This window comes from Christiangramia fulva (genome assembly GCF_003024155.1).
GTDB classification, from domain to species: Bacteria; Bacteroidota; Bacteroidia; order Flavobacteriales; family Flavobacteriaceae; genus Christiangramia; species Christiangramia fulva.
Genome location: NZ_CP028136.1, coordinates 2,270,947 through 2,290,254 on the forward strand (window position 1 = coordinate 2,270,947; position 19,308 = coordinate 2,290,254).

The 19,308-nt window shown below is 37.2% G+C and carries 9 protein-coding genes; all 9 read left to right on the forward strand.

Annotated elements, in window-relative coordinates; genetic code table 11:
- Window positions 1-2: 2 nt before the first annotated feature.
- The 9 genes from C7S20_RS10190 to C7S20_RS10230 all read left to right on the forward strand — a co-directional run bounded on the left by C7S20_RS10190 (window position 3) and on the right by C7S20_RS10230 (window position 18,752).
- Window positions 3-1,496 carry a RagB/SusD family nutrient uptake outer membrane protein gene (locus C7S20_RS10190; protein WP_227008985.1) on the forward strand — a complete coding sequence of 498 codons (1,494 nt, stop codon included), beginning with the start codon at window positions 3-5 and terminating at the stop codon, window positions 1,494-1,496.
- 282 nt (window positions 1,497-1,778) lie between these two features.
- Window positions 1,779-3,179 (forward strand): sulfatase-like hydrolase/transferase, encoded by a 1,401-nt coding sequence (locus C7S20_RS10195; RefSeq protein ID WP_107012381.1) that lies wholly within the window; start codon window positions 1,779-1,781, stop codon window positions 3,177-3,179.
- Window positions 3,180-3,531: 352 nt separating this feature from the next.
- A complete protein-coding gene (locus tag C7S20_RS10200; RefSeq protein WP_107012382.1) occupies window positions 3,532-5,790 on the forward strand; it encodes a fasciclin domain-containing protein in 2,259 nt (752 codons plus the stop codon).
- A 4-nt stretch (window positions 5,791-5,794) separates the two neighbouring features.
- A complete protein-coding gene (locus C7S20_RS10205) occupies window positions 5,795-9,076 on the forward strand; it encodes a SusC/RagA family TonB-linked outer membrane protein (RefSeq protein WP_107014185.1) in 3,282 nt (1,093 codons plus the stop codon).
- 10 nt (window positions 9,077-9,086) lie between these two features.
- Window positions 9,087-10,577 carry a RagB/SusD family nutrient uptake outer membrane protein gene (locus tag C7S20_RS10210; protein ID WP_107012383.1) on the forward strand — a complete coding sequence of 497 codons (1,491 nt, stop codon included), beginning with the start codon at window positions 9,087-9,089 and terminating at the stop codon, window positions 10,575-10,577.
- 46 nt (window positions 10,578-10,623) lie between these two features.
- The gene (locus C7S20_RS10215; RefSeq protein ID WP_227008986.1) at window positions 10,624-12,294 is read left to right on the forward strand and encodes a fasciclin domain-containing protein; all 1,671 of its coding nucleotides are present in this window, start codon (window positions 10,624-10,626) and stop codon (window positions 12,292-12,294) included.
- Between the two features lie 30 nt (window positions 12,295-12,324).
- A complete protein-coding gene (locus tag C7S20_RS10220; RefSeq protein ID WP_107012384.1) occupies window positions 12,325-13,791 on the forward strand; it encodes a fasciclin domain-containing protein in 1,467 nt (488 codons plus the stop codon).
- A gap of 21 nt (window positions 13,792-13,812) precedes the next feature.
- A complete protein-coding gene (locus C7S20_RS10225; protein ID WP_107012385.1) occupies window positions 13,813-16,977 on the forward strand; it encodes a SusC/RagA family TonB-linked outer membrane protein in 3,165 nt (1,054 codons plus the stop codon).
- 35 nt (window positions 16,978-17,012) lie between these two features.
- The gene (locus C7S20_RS10230) at window positions 17,013-18,752 is read left to right on the forward strand and encodes a RagB/SusD family nutrient uptake outer membrane protein (RefSeq protein ID WP_107012386.1); all 1,740 of its coding nucleotides are present in this window, start codon (window positions 17,013-17,015) and stop codon (window positions 18,750-18,752) included.
- Window positions 18,753-19,308 lie beyond the last annotated feature (556 nt).

The window sequence follows — 19,308 nt, forward strand, 5'->3', positions numbered from 1 at the left end:
AAATGATGATGAAAAATATAAGTTTTGTAGCAATTATTTCTTTACTACTGCTTTCCTGTTCAAAGGAACTCGATCAAACCCCAATTTCGGAGGTTGGAAGTAACAACTTCTACAAAAACACCGAAGATTTTGAAGATGCAGTAACTGGTATTTACAGTACTTTAGATATTTACCCAAATGAGCAGTTCTATCTTTCAGAAATGCGATCAGATAATCTCTATGGTGTTACTGAAACTGGCGTAAGGCCTTATGAAAAGATTAATAATTTTGATCTTACAATCGCCACGAACGAAGACGTTTCAAGGGAATGGGATAATGACTATACGGGAATCATGCGAGCTAACACGGTGTTGGATGAGATAAGCGAAGATGCTGTGCCCGATGCCAATATTCGTAACCGCATGATCGCCGAAGCAAAATTTCTGCGCGCTTTCTTTTATTTTGATCTGGTGAGACTTTATGGGAAAGTGCCAATTTTAGATCATGTTTATACCCCTACTGAAACCTTAAATATCTCGAGAAGCCCGGTGTCAGAAGTTTATGATTTAATCATCTCGGACCTAAATGAGGCGGTGTTGAATCTTCCTGAAAGTTATCCTAATAATCTGGTAGGAAAAGCGACTTCCTGGGCGGCAAAAGCCCTTCTTGGAAAGGTTTATCTTACTCGTTCGGGGCCAACTTACGGAATTGAAGGACCTGGTTTGGACAGTGGGGAGTATGATAAGGCGCTTGCTTTATTCAATGATATTATAGTTAATGGGCCTTTTGGCTTTGTAGATGATTATCCTGCAATCTTTGCCTATGATAATGAACATAACCCTGAAATTATTTTTGATATTGAGTTCATTACAGGTGGAACTGGAGCAGGTGCATCCTATCCTTCTATAAGCGTTCCTAATGGCTATCTGGAAGCCAATGATGTGGGCTTCCCCAATGGGGAAGATCGTAAAGAAGTTTCCGCCGATCTGATTGCTGCCTACCCCGATGGCGACATTCGGGTAGATTTCAACATTTTGATGGGTTATACCGATCAAAATGACCATTTTAATCCTTCGCCTTTCTTTGTGAAGTTCATCAATCTAAATGAGGCAGGTCAGGATCGCTTTGATTGGGGCTTGAATTACCCGGTGATAAGATATACTGATATTCTTTTGATGAAAGCTGAAGCTATTCTGATGGGTAATGCGGGGAATTCTGCCGATGTTGATAATATTATTAATTTAGTTCGGAAACGTGCTGGATTGGATGATGTTACGAATGTCGATCTCGATATGTATCTTGCTGAGAGAAGAAGGGAATTTGCTTCTGAAAGTAAAAGGTGGTATTCCCTGGTGCGTACCGGTAAAGTATTAGAAGTTATGAATGCCTGGATTCCTGAAGAGGATGTGCAAAATCGCATGAATCTTATGGATGCCAACCAAATTATATATCCTATACCTTCAGACCAAATTACCGTCAAGGAAGGCCTATATGAGCAAAATCCTGGTTATAATTAAAAAATCATTAAGAGTTTCTATTTAGTTTTGTTTGGTTTGAGCGCCACCGTCCTTGCGGTGGCGTTTGGGTTTTACTAGTAACTACAAGACAGTGCAGGATACAAGAGGTTCTTAAAAAGGATATTTTTGGTAATAACACTACATTTCTTATTCTTTTGATATTATACAGAAAAGGTGATGGAAGCTTAGCGCCAGAGTATTATTTTATACCATCCCGTTATATGTGTTTTAAAGAATATTGTGGGATCATCAATTTCACTTATTTTTAACAAACCAATCCAGATGATAAGAAGTTACAGAATTTCCTTTTTAGGATCAGTTGTCTTGTTCTTGCTGTTTATCCTAACAACGCAATGCTGTCAAAATAATGCTAAAGAAGAAGTGCCGGTGAGAGAAAAGATCCAAAGACCAAATATTCTTCTGATAATAGCTGATGATGCAGGTTGGAATGATATGAGCTTTCATGGCTCAGAAATAAAAACTCCAAATATCGATAAGCTCGCAAAAAACGGAATACAATTATCCAGATTTTACGTAAGTCCCACCTGTTCACCTTCACGGGCGACTTTACTTACCGGTATTCCTGCCAGCCGATTGGGCATTGTTGCGCCAATTAGCGGGAAAAGTGAAAAAAGCCTGCCTGATTCTATTGTAACTCTTCCGCAGGCATTAAAAAGTGCGGGATACAAAACTGCCCTTCTGGGGAAGTGGCATTTAGGGTTAAAACCTCAAAGTGGTCCCTCGGCCTACGGCTTTGATTATTCTTACGGATTTTTACATGGTCAAATAGATCAATATGCACATACCTATAAAAACGGGGATTCCAGTTGGCATAGAAACGGCAAATTTATAACCGAGCTGGGCCATGCTACAGACTTGATCACTAAAGAAGCTATTCGTTACATAGACGAAGAAAAACAGAGCTCAAAACCATTTTTTCTACAACTGGCCTACAGCGCACCTCATATTCCTCTTCAGGAACCAAAAAAATGGAGAGAAATGTATGAAGGTGTATTTAAAGCTACTTCGAGACAGCATTATGCAGCCGCAATGACGCATTTAGATAGTGCGATTGGGGAGGTGTTGCATAAATTAGAGAAAGAAGGGCTCGGGGAAAATACCGTGGTAATCTTTATGAGTGATAACGGGGCCCAGGAAAACTGGTATCCAACTTGGCAATATAAAGGAAAATATGGGCCTAACCCAGTTTTAGGAAGCAACTTGCCTCTTAGAGACTTTAAAAAACTGAATTATGAAGGAGGGATAAGGGTTCCGGCAATCATAGCCTGGAAGGATCATTTTGATCCCGGTTACCTTTCTAATTATATAAGTGTTGAAGATTTAATGCCGACTTTACTGAAAATCGCTTCGGCTAAGGAAATTCCTGCAGGGGTGGAGGGTCGATCATTCCTGGGAATGTTGACAGAAAAAGATACCAGCAATCATCCCATTTATGTTCGAGGTCATCTCCAGGAAAGTTATATCGCAAAACCATGGAAATTGATTCGTACGCGACATCTTGAGAGACCTACAGAATTCGAGCTTTACAACATCGAAAAGGACCCCTCTGAAAAAAACGATTTGTTGAAGGAGAAATCTAAAATAGCACAAAAGATGAAAAGAGCATTGCAGGAGCAATTTAACATGGATTCAGACAGTGTGAATGTGAGCATCAAAAATTAAACCTACGATTTAACAATTTTTACGGCATTCAGAAAAATTATTTCAGGGAGATTTATTAGCTGTGAATGATTTTTAATATCTGAGTTTGACTGAAAAATGCTTAAAGCATTCTGTTTAAAGCAAAATAAAATAGCAAATATTCAATCTTAGCGGTTTAAAAGCATAATAAATAATTATAATAATAAGAAAATGTTTAACGAAAGGTGTTGCATTTTTCTATATTTCTTAAGATTTATTTAACGTCTACAGCATAGTACAGGATACCTTAACGAAGAATATAAGATACATTGGCACTGTTAATATTTTACTAATTATGTCGAGCTTACAAAAAGCAATTATTTAAAATTTAAGAATGAAAAATAAAATTACCAGTTTTCTTTTAGTGGTCGTATTAATTTTTCTCGAAGGCTGTAATAAGCAAGAATTTGATGAGTATTATGCGCGTCCAGATAATCTGGAACCGCCAATTTATCAGGTTTTGGAATCGAGAGGTAATTTTACAAATCTTTTGTCAGTGATTGATAAGGCTGGGTATAAAGATATTTTGAGCACAGCCGGTTACTGGACCATGTTTGCACCGAATGATGAAGCTTTTCAAAAATTTTTCCAGGAAAATTCAGAATATGGAAGTTTGGAAGCAATTGATTCTACTACCGCGAGTAAAATTGTTAAATATGCATTGGTGTACAATGCTTTTCGAACTGATCATATAGCAGACTTTCAGTCTCCTATCGGGTGGCAGGAAGATCTGGCATATAAGCGTCGAACTGCATATTATACTGGTTTTCAAAAATCTACTATTAACGGAAGTGAAATTGTAACCGTAGCATCAAATCGTAATAATGATGCGAATGCTAATTATTATGTATCAGGAGATAATAATAATAAATACATTCCTTATTTCTATGAGGACTACATGCAGTTAACCCGGTTGAGTGCTGCAGATTATAATTATTTTTTTCCAGATCAAACCTATACCGGTTTCAATGTAATTGATGCTCAGGTGGTAAATGCCGATATAATCGCAGAAAACGGAGTAATAGATGAGGTGTCAAGGGTAAATTTACCTCTTCCTAATTTTGATCAATATCTCCAGGAAAGTCCTCAATATAGTTTGTTTAAGAGTATTTTGGAAGAAAACCTTGTGAGCTATATACCAAATAATGAAGCAACTCATACTTACCAAACTTATACTGGAAATGCAGATCAGGTATTCGTAAAAGTGTATGATCCAGAACTAGGTTTCTCTCCAAATAATGAAAATTATTTAAAAGAGAGTGATAATGATGCTCAAATTGAAGGTTTCACAATGTTTGTCCCTACAAATGAGGTGCTTCAGAATTTTATTGACGATATACTTTTAAAGCATTATCCCAATCTTAAAGCTCTGCCCAAATATGTTTTTGTCGATTTCTTTAATGCACATATGTTCCAAACAACAGTCTGGCCCAGCCACTTCAGTTCTAGCTCTAATATGCTGGAAGAGGAAGCAAGGTTTGATTCCGGTACCGATGTTGTGGATCAGGAAGTTTTAAGTAACGGTATTTTTTATGGAACTAATAAAGTTCAAAAATCGAATCTTTTCTATTCGGTTTACACGTCTGCCTATCTGGATCCGGATTATAGTTTAATGACTCGCGCCTTGAATGAGCCCGATGGCTATAAAAAGATTATTAGCAACATTGGAAGAGATTATGTTCTTTTCATGATGTCTGATGAGACTCTTCATGAACTGGGCTATGATTATAATATCAATCGACAGGAATGGGAATATACTTCTCCTGAGACAGGTGTAACCACTAGTGGTTCACTGGCAAAGTCCAGAATTTTAAGAGTACTGTATAATCATATCGCTCCTAACCCAGATGGAAGGCTTAATGATCTCTCAGGAACTGGAATGTTTAGAAGCGGTGATACAGAAATTCCTGGAGAATATATAAAATTTGACAATAATACAGTCTATGCAGCTGGTAATGAAGATGCTGGAGGTGTTGTGCATATTACAGGATATGAAGATCAGGAGAATGGTAGGGTATATTACACAGATAATATTTTAAAATTCTCTGAGCAACCACCAGCTAAAGATTTAAAAGAATTAGCGGTAGGTACAGATTCTATTCCTGTAGAAAACTCACCGTACTCTTATTACTATAATTATTTGAAGAATTCAGAAATATATGATAGTAATACTTACGCAATCAGGGGAGTAGATTTGGGAACAAAATATACATTTATTATTCCAAGTAATGATGCCATTCAGCAAGCTGTAAGAGATAGTGTTCTTCCGGGAATTGAGACCGAAACTGGGTTGGAGCCAAATTTTGCTCCATCAAATTCAGTAGAAAAAGAAAAGGTTACGAAATTTTTACTTTATCATATTCTTGAAAACCGCATTGTTGCTGCCGACGGATATGTAGAAGGGCTTGTTGAAACCCTGTTAAAAGATGATTTTAATAATAGTAAATATGTAAATGTTGTTAACGATCCCGGTGCTCTGCAGTTTATAGGGGAACAGGGGAGAATGGCAGAATTAATCCCTGAATATAGTAACAACCTGGCAGACAGGTCTTTGATACACTTAATCGATAATTATTTACAGCATAATGAATAATATTATGATTAGAAACTTTACTCAAGTAATACCTTCCTTATTCATTCTTTTTGTCCTGGCTTTTTCTACTCAGGCTTATTCTCAGGATTCTGGAAAGCTTATTCGTGGAAAGGTTTTAGATAGCGAAACGAAAGAACCAATAATAGGAACTACTGTTATTGAAAAAGATAAAGACAATAGAACTATTACAGGAGTAGCTACCGACATTGATGGAAGCTTTGCTATTCGGGTAAAAGATTTGAGCCATCAGCTTGAAATCTCTTCCATAGGTTACAGGAGCAAGATCATAACACTTAACGAGAATGTTAACAATATAGAAATTTTATTGGATGCTTCACTGGAACAAATGGACGAGGTAATTGTTACAGCCGAAAAAGTTAGGGAGACTGGATTGCTTGATATTGCTGAACGTAATCGAACCACTAGTGTGGTAACTATTGATGCATCGAAAGTTGAAGACATGCAGGCTGCTTCGATAGATGAAGCTCTCCAGGGAAGAATGCCGGGGGTGGATATTTCGGCCACTTCAGGTGATCCGGGTGCCGGAATGCAAATAAGGATTAGAGGTACTTCTTCCATTAATGGATCTTCAGACCCCTTGGTGGTTGTCGATGGAATGCCTTATGAAACTTCTGTACCTCAAGATTTTAATTTTGGTACGGCAGATCAGGAAGATTATGCTGCCTTATTAAACATTGCACCTTCCGATATAGAAAGTATCAGCGTATTAAAAGATGCTGCTGCTACTGCCATGTGGGGAGCCCGTGCGGCTAGTGGGGTGTTGATGATTACCACCAAACGTGGAGCGGTAGGACCTCCAACTATTGGATATACTTTTAAAGGCTCGGTTGCTGCGTTACCGGAAACAATTCCCATGTTAAATGGAGACCAGTATTCACAATTAATTCCGGAGGAATTTATGAATAGGAATGGAACTCCGTTAAATACATTGTATGTCAAAGAATTTCAATATGATCCACAGGAGGTTTATTGGTATAAAAACTATAGTAATAATACTGATTGGATAGATGCTATATCGCAAACCGGTTTGATCCAGGATCATAATTTGTCCCTTCAAGGTGGAGGGAAAAAAGCCAGGTATTATACCTCATTGGGGTATTACAATTCAAGAGGTGTTACTATCGGTACTGGTTTGGATAGAATAAATGCCAGGTTGAATCTCGATTATATAGTTTCTGATAGAATTAAATTTAGAGCAGATATATCTTATACCCATTCTAAAACAGAAAGAAATTATGTAAATGGAACTAGTAATAGTGCCGATGGAATAAGAAATGTAGCGTATGTTAAAATGCCAAATATGAGTATCTACGAATATGATGAATACGGTCACTTAACGCCTAATTATTTTTCACCTGTTTCTAATATCCAGGGATCTTACAGCAGAACGTACAATCCTGTAGCAATGGCGGAGTTTGCTGAAAATACACAATTAGGAGAAAGAATAGTTCCGCATTTCAATGTGAATTTTAAATTGATTCCCTCTTTTTTAACAACAACATTTGATCTTCAGTTTGATATAAATAACACAAAATTAAATGCATTCCTTCCGCAAAATGCCACGGGAAGACCATTTACGGAGACAGTTGTTAACAGAGCCACCGATGCCGACGTGGATGCATTCAATCTTATAACAAAGACTAATTTTATTTTCACACCAACACTGGATGAAAAACAATCATTGCAGGGAATCATTTCTTTGCAGACCAATGATTATAGTTATGTATCTCATCAGGTGTTGACCTCGAATACTGCTTCCTCGTTACTTACCGATCCATCGGTTCCTTCGAGAACCCAGAATGATGACTTAAGTTTGTATACCAACAATAGTAAGTCCAGGAATGTCGCCGCTTTAGCGAATGTACAATATGGTTTATTAGATAGATATATCATAAATGTAGGCCTACGTGCAGATGGAAGTTCAAAATTTGGTCCTGAAAATCGTTACGGCCTTTTCCCTTCAGTTTCTACAAGATGGAGAATTTCTGGAGAAAAATTCATGAAAAATTTTGATTATGTAAACGATTTAAGTTTGCGTGCCAGTTATGGTAAGGCGGGTAGAGCACCACGTTATGATTATCGTTATTTTAATGTGTACGGTAATTTTCAGGCTGAATATCTTGGAATGTCAGGGGTATACCCCAGCAATATTCAGCTCTCAAACTTAAGATGGGAAACACTCACCGGCCGTGATTTAGGTTTAAATTTGAGAATGTTCGATGAAAGATTGATGCTGGATGTTGATTTTTATAAAAATACCACGGACGATCTTTTATTCGAAAATCTTGATATTACTTCCATTTCGGGATATAACTCTATCGACATGAATGTTGGTAAATTGGATAATCAAGGCTGGGAAGTGGGTCTTTATACAACTCCCTATAAATCACCAAATATTCAAGTAGATTTTAATTTCAATATTTCTCGCAATGAAAATGTTATTCGGGAAATTTCAGAATATTTCCCTAGTGAGAAGGGAAATGTTGATAGAAACGGAGAATTCAAGAGGTTTTTACAGGTAGACAATCCGTTTGGATCTTTCTATGGATATCGGTACAAAGGGGTTTATAAAGATAAAGAAGCTACCCAGGCTGTAGATGCTGATGGGGATGTAATCACAGGGCCTAATGGACAGGTAGTTTACATGCGATTTAATTATCCGAATACTGATTATATTTTTCAACCGGGTGATGCTATGTATGAAGACATTAATCATGACGGGAATATTGATTCTAGAGATGTTGTTTACCTTGGAAACAGCAATCCTAAATACACAGGAGGTTTCGGTCCTACCGTAACCATTAATAATCAGTGGAAGTTTATAGCCTTTTTTAATTATCGCCTTAATTATGATATTATAAACGGAACCGATATGTTGACCACCAATATGTATGGGTGGGATAATCAAAGCATGGCTACTTTGAGCAGATGGAGAAATCCTGGAGACGAAACAGATATCCCAAGAGCGGTTTATGGAGCCGGCTACAACTGGTTAGGGTCAGACAGATATGTGGAAGATGCTTCTTTTTTAAGATTTAGATCTGCTACTATCAGTTATAGTTTTGCAGATAGGGTACTCGAAAATTTAAATCTCAAAGATCTGCGGGTATATCTTACAGCTGATAATATCATAACTTTTACTAGCTATAGAGGTCAGGATCCGGAAGTGAGTATGAGAGGCGGAGATCCCTTTGGAATCGCCATAGATTATTCCAGAACACCACCCACAAGACGTTTTACTTTAGGAATTTCAACAAGGTTTTAAAAATTTGACTATGCGAACGAATAAAATAAAAATATCATTAATAGCATTTTTCATTGCCATATTCTTTTCATGTGATAATTACCTAAACCTGGAACCTGAAGATGGTACCGTGAGACAGGAATTCTGGAAAACAAAGGAAGACGTGCAGGCTGCCGTCATAGGTTGTTATAATTCAATGCTTAATTCACCTCCTGGAGTTAGCGACCGCCCTTTAACAGATTATCTGTTCATGTATGGAGAACTTAGAGCTGATATGGTATTGCCTACTGAATATGCTTCTAATGATGAAAGAGATATAACGCGAATGAATATTTTGGAAACGAATCCTATAACGAACTGGTCCGCATTTTACAGGGTAATAAATTATTGCAATACTATTTTAGAATTTGCACCAGATGTTCTGGAAAAAGATCCAACTTTTACCCAGAAAGAATTAGACGGATTTATGGCCGAGGCTCTTGCTATTAGGTCTTACCTATATTTTACATTGGCAAGGACTTTTAGAGACGTACCATTGAAATTAAATGCTACTTTAAGCGATACCGATAATTTTCAAATTCCTCAATCTACTCAGGCTGAGATTTTTGAACAAGTGGCAGGCGACCTGGAACAGGCTGCAACGATGGCTAAAAAAACCTATGGTAATAATGCTCAAGATAAAGGGAGAATTACCCAATCAGCTATTAATGCCATGCTTGCAGATGTATATTTATGGATGGAAGATTATCAAAATGCAGTGAAAGCAGCTGATAAAGTTATAAACACCGGTGACTTTGCACTTATACCAGCTAATAATTCCTGGTTTAATACCGTATATGCAGAAGGAAATTCTTCTGAAAGTATATTTGAATTGCAGTATAGTTTAAACAATCTTAATCCTTTCTATGACATGTTTTTGGAAAGGCCTAGATATACTGCTTCAGCTAGAGTGATGGAAGAAGTTTTTGGAATAAATTTTCAGGATCCTACTAAAAAAGATATTCGGGGAAACCGCTGCTCTTTGGTTGCTACTAACGGCTACATCTATAAATATGTTGGTTTAACTCAGTATGAACGTAAATCCAGGGGAACCTCAGATACCCATTGGTTCTTATATAGATATGCGGATGTTTTATTAATGAAAGCTGAAGCGTTAAACCAATTGGGTATGGGAGAGCAGGCCCTGGATTTAATACATCAAGTAAGGGAGAGAGCAGAAGCTCTTGAAATGACAGAAAGAAATCCTACCGATAAAGATGGAATTACCGATTACATTTTGGAGGAGAGAGCCAGAGAATTTGCATTTGAAGGAAAAAGATGGTTTGATGTGTTACGGAACGCCAAAAGAAACAATTATGAAAGAATAGATTTGCTCTTAACCATGGCTGCCTATAGTGCACCTTCCGATCTTCAACAGTCGATTTTGGCGAAATTAAGAGATCCTAATAGTCATTATTTGCCTATTTACTACTATGAACTATATGCTAATAAGGCATTAGAGCAGAATCCATTTTATGAATAAAATAATCCAAAATATTATGAAACCTAAAATTTTTAACAGAGCATGCATGAAAAGCATATTCATGCTGTTTGTTGCAGGGTTGCTTATATACTCATGTACAAAACAGGAATATGCAGAACGAACAGATACAGAGGTAAATATTCTTGGTTATTTACAGGAAAATTCAGATCAATTTTCCGAAATTTTAAAAATTCTTGAACTTACTGATAACGACGTATTCATTGGAACCTATGGAACGTATACATTTTTTGCTCCAACCAATGAAGCAGTAGATATGTATCTTTCAGAAAATGGATACGGCTCGGTAGAAGATGTGCCGGTAGAAGAATTAAATAATCTCGTACGTCTTCATTTAATAGATCAGGTAATCGAAACTTCAGCATTTACTGACGGTAAAATTCCTGTAGCTACTATGTATGGACAATTTTTAACCACAGGAGCTGCCAATGAAAATGGTACAACAAAAATTACGGTAAATAAAGTTGCTAAAATTCAAAAAGCTAATGTCGAGGTGGGTAATGGAATTATTCATGTGGTAGATCATGTTCTTCCTATTGCTAAAAAAACATTGGCTGAACTTATTGCCTCTAATGATAATCTTTCTCTTTTCAACGAGGTCGTGAAAGCTACCGGATGGCAGGAAAGATTAGACCAGCCCGTAACTTATGATGAAGACAGTATTCCCAGTTATTTAACTGTGATTGCGCAGAATAACGAGGTATTTCACGATGCAGGCCTTAATTCTTTGCAAGATTTAAAAGAAAAGTATTCTCAAACTGGAGATCCTACTAATCCGGAAGATAGCCTTAATCTTTACGTTGCATATAGAATTCTTCCCGGCTTGAAATATGTAGCTGATTTAGTGACATCCCCATCTCATTTAACCAAAGCACCTTTGGAAGTTATTGGCGTGAAGGTTAAAAAGGATACAGTACTAATAAATGAAGAAACCTTTAATGGTGTATTGGAAAAAGGTGTTGTCCTTGACAGGGATAAAAGTGATATCACTGCTTCTAATGGTGTTTTACACCAGGTAGATGGTAATTTTAATATTAAATTGAGGTTACCCCAACCTGTATATTTTGATGTGGGCGACCAGCCTGAAATTAGACAATTGGCTTCTGTTTTTAGGAAACCAGGTAATTATCAAACGTATTATCCGGGGGATCTCCAGCATATCAGGTGGGGTGGTGGCTTGCCTATAACTTATACTGCTCATACTGCCGGGTCCAGGGAAGCACAAGCCTATTGGGGTGATTGGTTGGAAATTCTCCGCCTTAGAACAGGAAGCAGTTCCTGGGTTGAATTCGATACTCCGGTAATTATAAAAGGACAGTATAAAGTGTGGATTACTTTTAGAACGAATACAAGGGCATCGGTAGCTCAGCCCCTTTTCGATGGTGCTAAATTATCAAGAACCGTTGATTTTAGAGAGTATAGAAATACCGAATTGCCACCGAGAGTACTTGAATCGCAGGGTTACAAAAAAAGTCTTTGCGGAGATACCTGGATTTACAACAGTAGATTCCTGGGAATAGTTAATGTGGAAACTACAGGAAGACACGTTTTCAGACTGGAAGCCTTAACAGGAGCAGGTGGTCCCTCATGGATAGACGTCATAGAATTCAGACCTGTAGATATGGATCAATTATGGCCAAAACTTGGAGGAGACGGTCAGCTTTGTACTGAAGAAGACCTTCAGCCCGCATCTGAATAATAATTAAATAGTAAATCTTAAAAATTGAAGATGAATTTTATAAAGAAATTTTGGGGATTCCTGGGAGTTGTAACTATCGTTGGCTCTCTTAATTCCTGTACCGATAATTTCGATGATCATACCGCAGTGAATGATCTAAAACTTCAAAATACGCTGGAGCAGAATATAGCAACAAACGGGGATCTTTCAGATTTTCATGATCTTTTGGTAGAAACGGGGTACGATAAGGTTCTTAGTTCCTCGGAAACCTTTACAGTATGGGTGCCCACCAACCAAGCGATGCAGGCAGTAAGTAATGAAGCGCTTGCTACGGCTGCCATGAAAACGGAATTCGTTAAAAATCATATTAGTCTAAACAGAGTACCTACCAGCAATATCGAAGACACACTTTCCATACAAATGCTTACCGGCAAGTATCAGAATTTTTATGCCGATAATCATATCGAAGAAGCTTCGGTGGTTGAAGGCGATCAGTATGCATCTAATGGAGTATATCATGTAATTGACATGGCCCTGATTCCTAATCCGAATCTGTGGGAATTTATAAAGTCTAATACAGGATATAAGCAAAATGATTTTGTAACTACGCTCGATAACTATGACCTCTTCCAGAACGAAACTGATCTTCGGGAAGCAATAGATACCACCATGCAGGTTGATAATGATTCTATTTATAATGAATTGTTGAGGACAGGCTATTACTTCAAGAATGAAAAAAAGAATTACACCTATTTTTTAATGCAGGACGAAGGCTTTACAGCCGAAACTGACAAAATGTTGCCTTACAGCCAGAAACCAACACAGGACTCCACAGAGCATCTCGCAAAATATTACGTGGTAAGGGATATGGTTTTCGAAAACAAATACTATCCTTCTAATCTCCCCGATACCCTTATCTCCCAGGCTGGAGTAAAGGTCCCGGTAAATGAAGAAAATATTGTAGGGCAGCCAATCACATTGAGTAATGGAATTGCTTATGTAATGAAAAGAGTAGATGTGCCTATAGAAAATAAGCTTCTCCCGGTTAAGATCCAGGGAGAAATGCCAATAGGCTTTAGCCAGGATGATAAAAGCGCGAATATTTTTTATCGTGATAAAGCAGATCCATCGGGTAATGAATTTCAGGATATTGAAGTGAGAAACCACGGGGTTCCCCGATTCTCTATCTATTACAATGCTAAAAATCTTTACAGTACCACTTATAGAGTTTACTGGAGGGCGATCAATGATTTTGAAGGATCTTTCTGGCAACATATAAGGATAGGGGGACACTTTGAAGTTGATGAATTTGGTAACCAATATGTTGCCGATCCTATAGTAGAATATGATTCAAAAGAAATACCACCTTACGATTATAATGAAGAATATGTTGGTGAATTTACTTTAGAATATGCTGGCGATTTGGAGCTGATTTCACTAATTGCCGAAAACACCGGTTCAAATCGATGGAATCCTCTTACGTTGGATTACATCAAGTTAGTTCCGGTAGTAGAATAAACACAAAATTAACTTGTTCTCATGATAAAAATTACAAAATTAATATTAAGCTTTAGTGTTTTCACATTTTTCATGCTGGCCTCCGAAACTGCATTATCACAGGAAGACAGCCTTCAAGTTAAAAAAGGAATACTGGTTTCAGGGGTAGTTAAAGATGCATTTACAAAAGAGCCGCTTTCGGGAATTAATATTTCGGTTCCTGATTTTTCTGCTACCATTACCAAAGACGATGGAACCTTTGAAATTAATGTTCCTAGTTTAAATACCCCTTTGCTTGTAAAAGGAGAAGATTATCAGATTAAAGAAGTACCCTTAAGAGATCAGGCTGAGATTGAAATTCTTCTTCGTGAGGAGGGTTATCCTTCATTTTATGATGAGATTCATACCCCTTCCGGAAAAAAGCTGGAAAGCAAAATTACTCATGCAACAGGAACTATAAATTCTGACGATAGTCAATGGGGCCAGAGCGTCAATGAGTCTGTAGCCGGATATATGAAAGGAAACCTTGCTGGGGTCTATGTAACAAGACGTTCCGGAACTCCTAAAATGGGTGCTGAAGTTTTGATTAGAGGGTATAATTCACTTTATTCAACAAACATGCCGCTTATTGTTGTAGATGGAATGATTTACGATGATGGTTATTATGGAGCGGGTTTAATTGAAAACCATACAAACTCACCTTTGGCTAATATCGATATTAAAGACATTCAGGAAATTACTGTTATTAAAGATGGTTCCTCTTTATATGGAACGAAAGGAGCAAATGGTGTCATACTCATTACCACAAGTAGACCTCAAGATTTAACAACCAAAATAGATTTTGCCGCTTATGGTGGTTTTAACCAGGCACCTGAACAATTACCACTTCTGGGACCTGAGCAATACCGGACCTATTTGTCAGAATTATTAATTTCAAAAGGTCTTACCCAGGAAGAATTAATGACCCAGCCGTTTTTTACGGATAATACCGAGTCTTTAGATTATTATCAGAACAATAACAATACTAATTGGCAAGAAAGAATTTTTAATGATAAGAGTTATAATCAGAATTATTACTTAAAGGTTCAGGGGGGCGATAATATTGCAAAATATGCCCTATCTGTAGGATATCTTTCCAGTGATGGTATTGTAAAAAATACTGGACTTCAAAAATATAATACTCGTTTTAATGCTGATCTTAAAATTAGTCCTAAACTAAGCATTCAGGCGAATCTTTCATTTGTTTATAGCGAGCAGGACCTTCGCAACCAAGGAAATTCTCAAACCAGTCCTATTCGAGTTGCGTTAGTAAAATCTCCGTTCCTGTCACAAAATGAGATTGATGCGAATGGTGGTGTTTCTCCAAACTTAGCAGATTCAGACATTTTCAATATAAGTAATCCGGCAGCTATTATTGATAATGCAATTGGAAGGAATAGAAATTATCGCTTTTTTGGAGATCTTAATTTTGGATATGAATTCAATAATTCTGTTAAGTTAAATTCCATTATTGGAATTAATTACAGTAAGGTAAGAGAGAATTTTTTCATCCCAGACATCGGGGTTGTAAATGATACCCTCCGAACTGCAGTTGTCAATAATCGGTCAGGAAGCGAAGTTCAAAGATTATTTACTTTATATAATGATACGTATTTAGACTATACCGATAGTTGGGGAGAAAATTCCTTAGATACAAGAGTAGGTTTCAGACTTCAGAAGAACGAGGCAGAAAGTGATTTTGGCCTTGGGTATAATTCTGCTACCGATGATTTTACTAGTGTGGGAGCAGGTACTAACGCTTTAAGACGTGTAGGTGGTTTCCTGGGAGATTGGAACTGGTTAAACATATACCTTTCTGCCGATTATGGATTTAAAAACAGGTATTTCCTCAGTTTACACATGGGCCTTGACGGCTCGAGCAGGTTTGGTGAAGATGCTCAAGATTGGGCAGTTGGCTTCGGTGCTGAAAAATTAGCATTCCTTCCTTCAGTTAGTGGAGCCTGGTTGATTTCTGCGGAACCTTTTATGAAAGAAAGTGCTATTGATTACTTAAAACTTAGAGCCAGCTTTGGCTTAAGCGGAAATGATGATATTGGAAACTATACCGCTCAAAAATATTATGTTTCACAAAACCTTCTTGGTCTTCAAGGTCTTGTAAGAGGTAATATTGGAAATCCTGAATTACAATGGGAAGTTGTGCGTAAAGCCGATCTTGGGCTTGATATTTCCTTATTGAATGAAAGACTTGGCGCCAGTGTAGATGTATACCAGAATAAAACCCAAAATATGATTATTTATGAACCGGTTGAGGTCTCAAGCGGGTTTGATTATGTAGTTTCTAATAGTGGGAGCATGAAAACTGAAGGTTTTGATCTAAATATTTACGGAAGAATTTTAGATGGAGACTTTAAATGGGATAGTGGCTTGATACTTTCAAGATATGTAAATGAGGTGACTTCCCTGCCAAGGGATATGATTGTTACGAATTTTGGAGGTGCCACCTATTTGACTGCAGAAGGTTTCGCTCCAAATTTATTTTATGGTCTGGAAAGTAAGGGAGTTTATACCACCAATGAGGAAGCTAATGCCGATGGCTTGCAAACCAGGTTACCAAATGGTGAGTTACGGCCGTTTCAGGGCGGTGATATTCAGTTTACCGATGTGAACGGTGATAAAATTATCGATGAAAATGACCGTATGGTAATTGGCGATCCGAATCCTGATTTCATGGGAAGCTTTAGTACTAAACTGTCTTATGGAAATTTCACCCTGGACGCGCTTTTCAATTTTTCAGTTGGGAATGACCTTTATAACGGAACGCGTGCGATGTTAGAAAGTATGTCTGGTTACGAAAATCAAACGCTGGCAGTATTAAATCGCTGGCGTGCTAATGGCCAGGTTACCGATATTCCAAAAGTATCCTGGGGTGATCCCATGGGTAATTCTGATTTCTCAAGTAGATGGATAGAAAGAGGAGATTATTTAAGGCTTAAAACTCTTATTCTAAGTTATGATCTACCCGTTTCTGGTAATACTTTTAGGTACGCTAAGGTCTATGCAACCGCTAATAATCTATTTACTGTATCAGATTATTTAGGTTATGATCCTGAATTCAGCGCCACTTCTTCTATTTATGGAAAAGGAGTAGATTTTGGCCTCGAGCCGCAGTTTAGAACCTATCAGTTGGGTTTCCGAATAGGTCTTTAAAAAATATTTTTAAGAATTGAAGTAATTATACAATTATGAAGTTAGTAACCAAAATAAGTAATTTACTATTCCTGTTATTAGTTTTTAGCTTATGTTTTTCCTGTTCTGATTATCTGGACGTGGAACCCAAAGATAAACTTGTAGCATCTCAAACATATCGTGATGTACATGATGCTGATGCGGCAGTAATTGGTATCTATGGAGAGCTTATGAATTTAGCGGACAAATATGTTATTTTAAATGAACTTAGAGCAGATTTGCTATCTGCCACAAACAATGCAAGCCCTCTCTTAAGACAAATTAATGAGCATAGTGTTACTAAAGATAACCCTTATGCGAATCCACAAAATTTCTACAAGGTAATTCTCGACTGTAACGATGCGCTTTCAAATTTTGATAAAATGCTTGCGGATAACCGTTTATCTCAGGAAGAATATAATCAACGTTATTCTGATATAGGAGCCCTTCGATCGTGGTTGTATTTACAAATTGGAATTCAGTATGGTAAAGTGCCTTACGTTACCGATCCTCTTGATAATATTGATGATGTAAAAGATGACTCTAAATTCCCTAAAATCGGTCTCGATGAGCTTTTGACAAAACTCATAGATTTCACAGAAGCTCTTAATTATATGCAGCCTTATACCTCTGATAATTTAGTGATTAATGTTGATGGTTATAATACCCAGAAATTTTTTATCAATAAAGAGACTCTATTGGGGGATCTTAATTTATGGAAAGGTAATTATACTGCGGCAGCTACTCATTATAGAACTGTACTGGAAACGAGTACGGAAAGTGGTAATCAAAGTGATTTATTTAACACCTACAGGCTTGCCTGGGGTACGGATATAAATGTGAGTTATATCAGGTATCAGGAGCAGGATGCAAGATCTCTCATTAATACTCCTACTCAGGGCTGGGGGTCAATTTTCTCAAGGGAAATGGATAATAATTGGGATTATGAGTGGATTTGGGTCCTGCCGTTTAGTGCAGATTTTGAGCCCCAAAATCCGTTTATCGATTTATTTTCCAATCGTGGAGGTGAATATTTATTAAAACCTTCAGAAAGGGCAATTTCTCTTTGGGAAGACCAAACCCAACTTAATGGTTTTCCATACGATGCCAGAGGGAAGAAATTTAGTTACAAAATAATAGGGGGTCAGCCTGTAGTAATGAAATATCTTGGAAATTACCTTGATATTAATACGCTTGTGCCCAATGATTTATTGCAAAGACAGGGGCAGTGGTTTTTATACAGGGCGGCCAAATTACACCTGAGGTTTGCAGAAGCGGCAAATCGGGATGACAGGCATAAATTAGCCAATGCCTTATTAAATAATGGTATCCAGGCAGCATATAATATCCCGGGGACTACAGATGTTACCGATATTCAGCAAACCCACGATGTGGCACCATACGATTTTGATGCCAGGCAGGGTGATTATCCTTATTTCAGGGGTCCGTGGTATCGAAATACAGGCTTGAGGGGGAGGGCTTACCTAGAACCCGCCCCTGTAGTTGGTGATAGTTTAATTTCAATAGAAAATAATATAATAAGGGAAGCTGGCCTGGAATTAGCTTTTGAAGGAAATAGATGGCCAGATTTGTTAAGAATAGCCAGGAGGAGAAATGATCCGGCTTTTCTTGCAGATAAGATTTATGAGAAATTAAAGGAAGAAGGAAATCCTCATGCCGCCGAAGTGAGATCAAAACTTATGAATCCTGATAACTGGTATTTACCATTTGATTGGACAAATGATGAAAATGAATAGTTTTAGTTAATAGTTTGGTAGAATGGGTCATGTTTTCATGGCCCGTTTTTTTAAATATATTCCAAAAAGATAAGAAATGCGGCTTTTTTTATGCAGTTTATGACAATAATCTTAACCTTAACTGGAACCCTCTCCCTAGATTCTCAAGGAATAGCTGCTTCTTAATATTGAATTCCCCCTCAGTAAATATCGCGGACTCTATGTACCTGAATGGTCACAGCATATGGAACTTTTCCTCAATTAGATCTTAAGGTTGTGAGAAAAATTTCGACATGCTATAAAATTAAAACACTTAAACACTTAAACCCTTAAACCCTTCCCTATATTTTAAAAGCGATTATTGATTTGTTCGTTAGTCTTATTGTTAGTTAAAATATTTTTTTGAGAAGTTTTTTTAAATATTTCATGATTTATAAAATTTTAACAAATATTTAATTTTAACAGTACAGAGCAGGATAGTTTTCATTATTATCTCTGCTATTTTGCTTAATCTAATGGGATATTATTAAGTCTTATTAGATTTTTCAACTAACTAACTAACTAACTAACAAATTAA

Bases quoted from the DNA above. Each gene is read 5' to 3' on its own strand.
- C7S20_RS10190 (WP_227008985.1), top strand. From the start codon at position 3: ATGATGATGAAAAATATAAGTTTTGTAGCAATTATTTCTTTACTACTG.
- C7S20_RS10195 (WP_107012381.1), top strand. From the start codon at position 1,779: ATGATAAGAAGTTACAGAATTTCCTTTTTAGGATCAGTTGTCTTGTTC.
- C7S20_RS10200 (WP_107012382.1), top strand. From the start codon at position 3,532: ATGAAAAATAAAATTACCAGTTTTCTTTTAGTGGTCGTATTAATTTTT.
- C7S20_RS10205 (WP_107014185.1), top strand. From the start codon at position 5,795: ATGATTAGAAACTTTACTCAAGTAATACCTTCCTTATTCATTCTTTTT.
- C7S20_RS10210 (WP_107012383.1), top strand. From the start codon at position 9,087: ATGCGAACGAATAAAATAAAAATATCATTAATAGCATTTTTCATTGCC.
- C7S20_RS10215 (WP_227008986.1), top strand. From the start codon at position 10,624: ATGAAAAGCATATTCATGCTGTTTGTTGCAGGGTTGCTTATATACTCA.
- C7S20_RS10220 (WP_107012384.1), top strand. From the start codon at position 12,325: ATGAATTTTATAAAGAAATTTTGGGGATTCCTGGGAGTTGTAACTATC.
- C7S20_RS10225 (WP_107012385.1), top strand. From the start codon at position 13,813: ATGATAAAAATTACAAAATTAATATTAAGCTTTAGTGTTTTCACATTT.
- C7S20_RS10230 (WP_107012386.1), top strand. From the start codon at position 17,013: ATGAAGTTAGTAACCAAAATAAGTAATTTACTATTCCTGTTATTAGTT.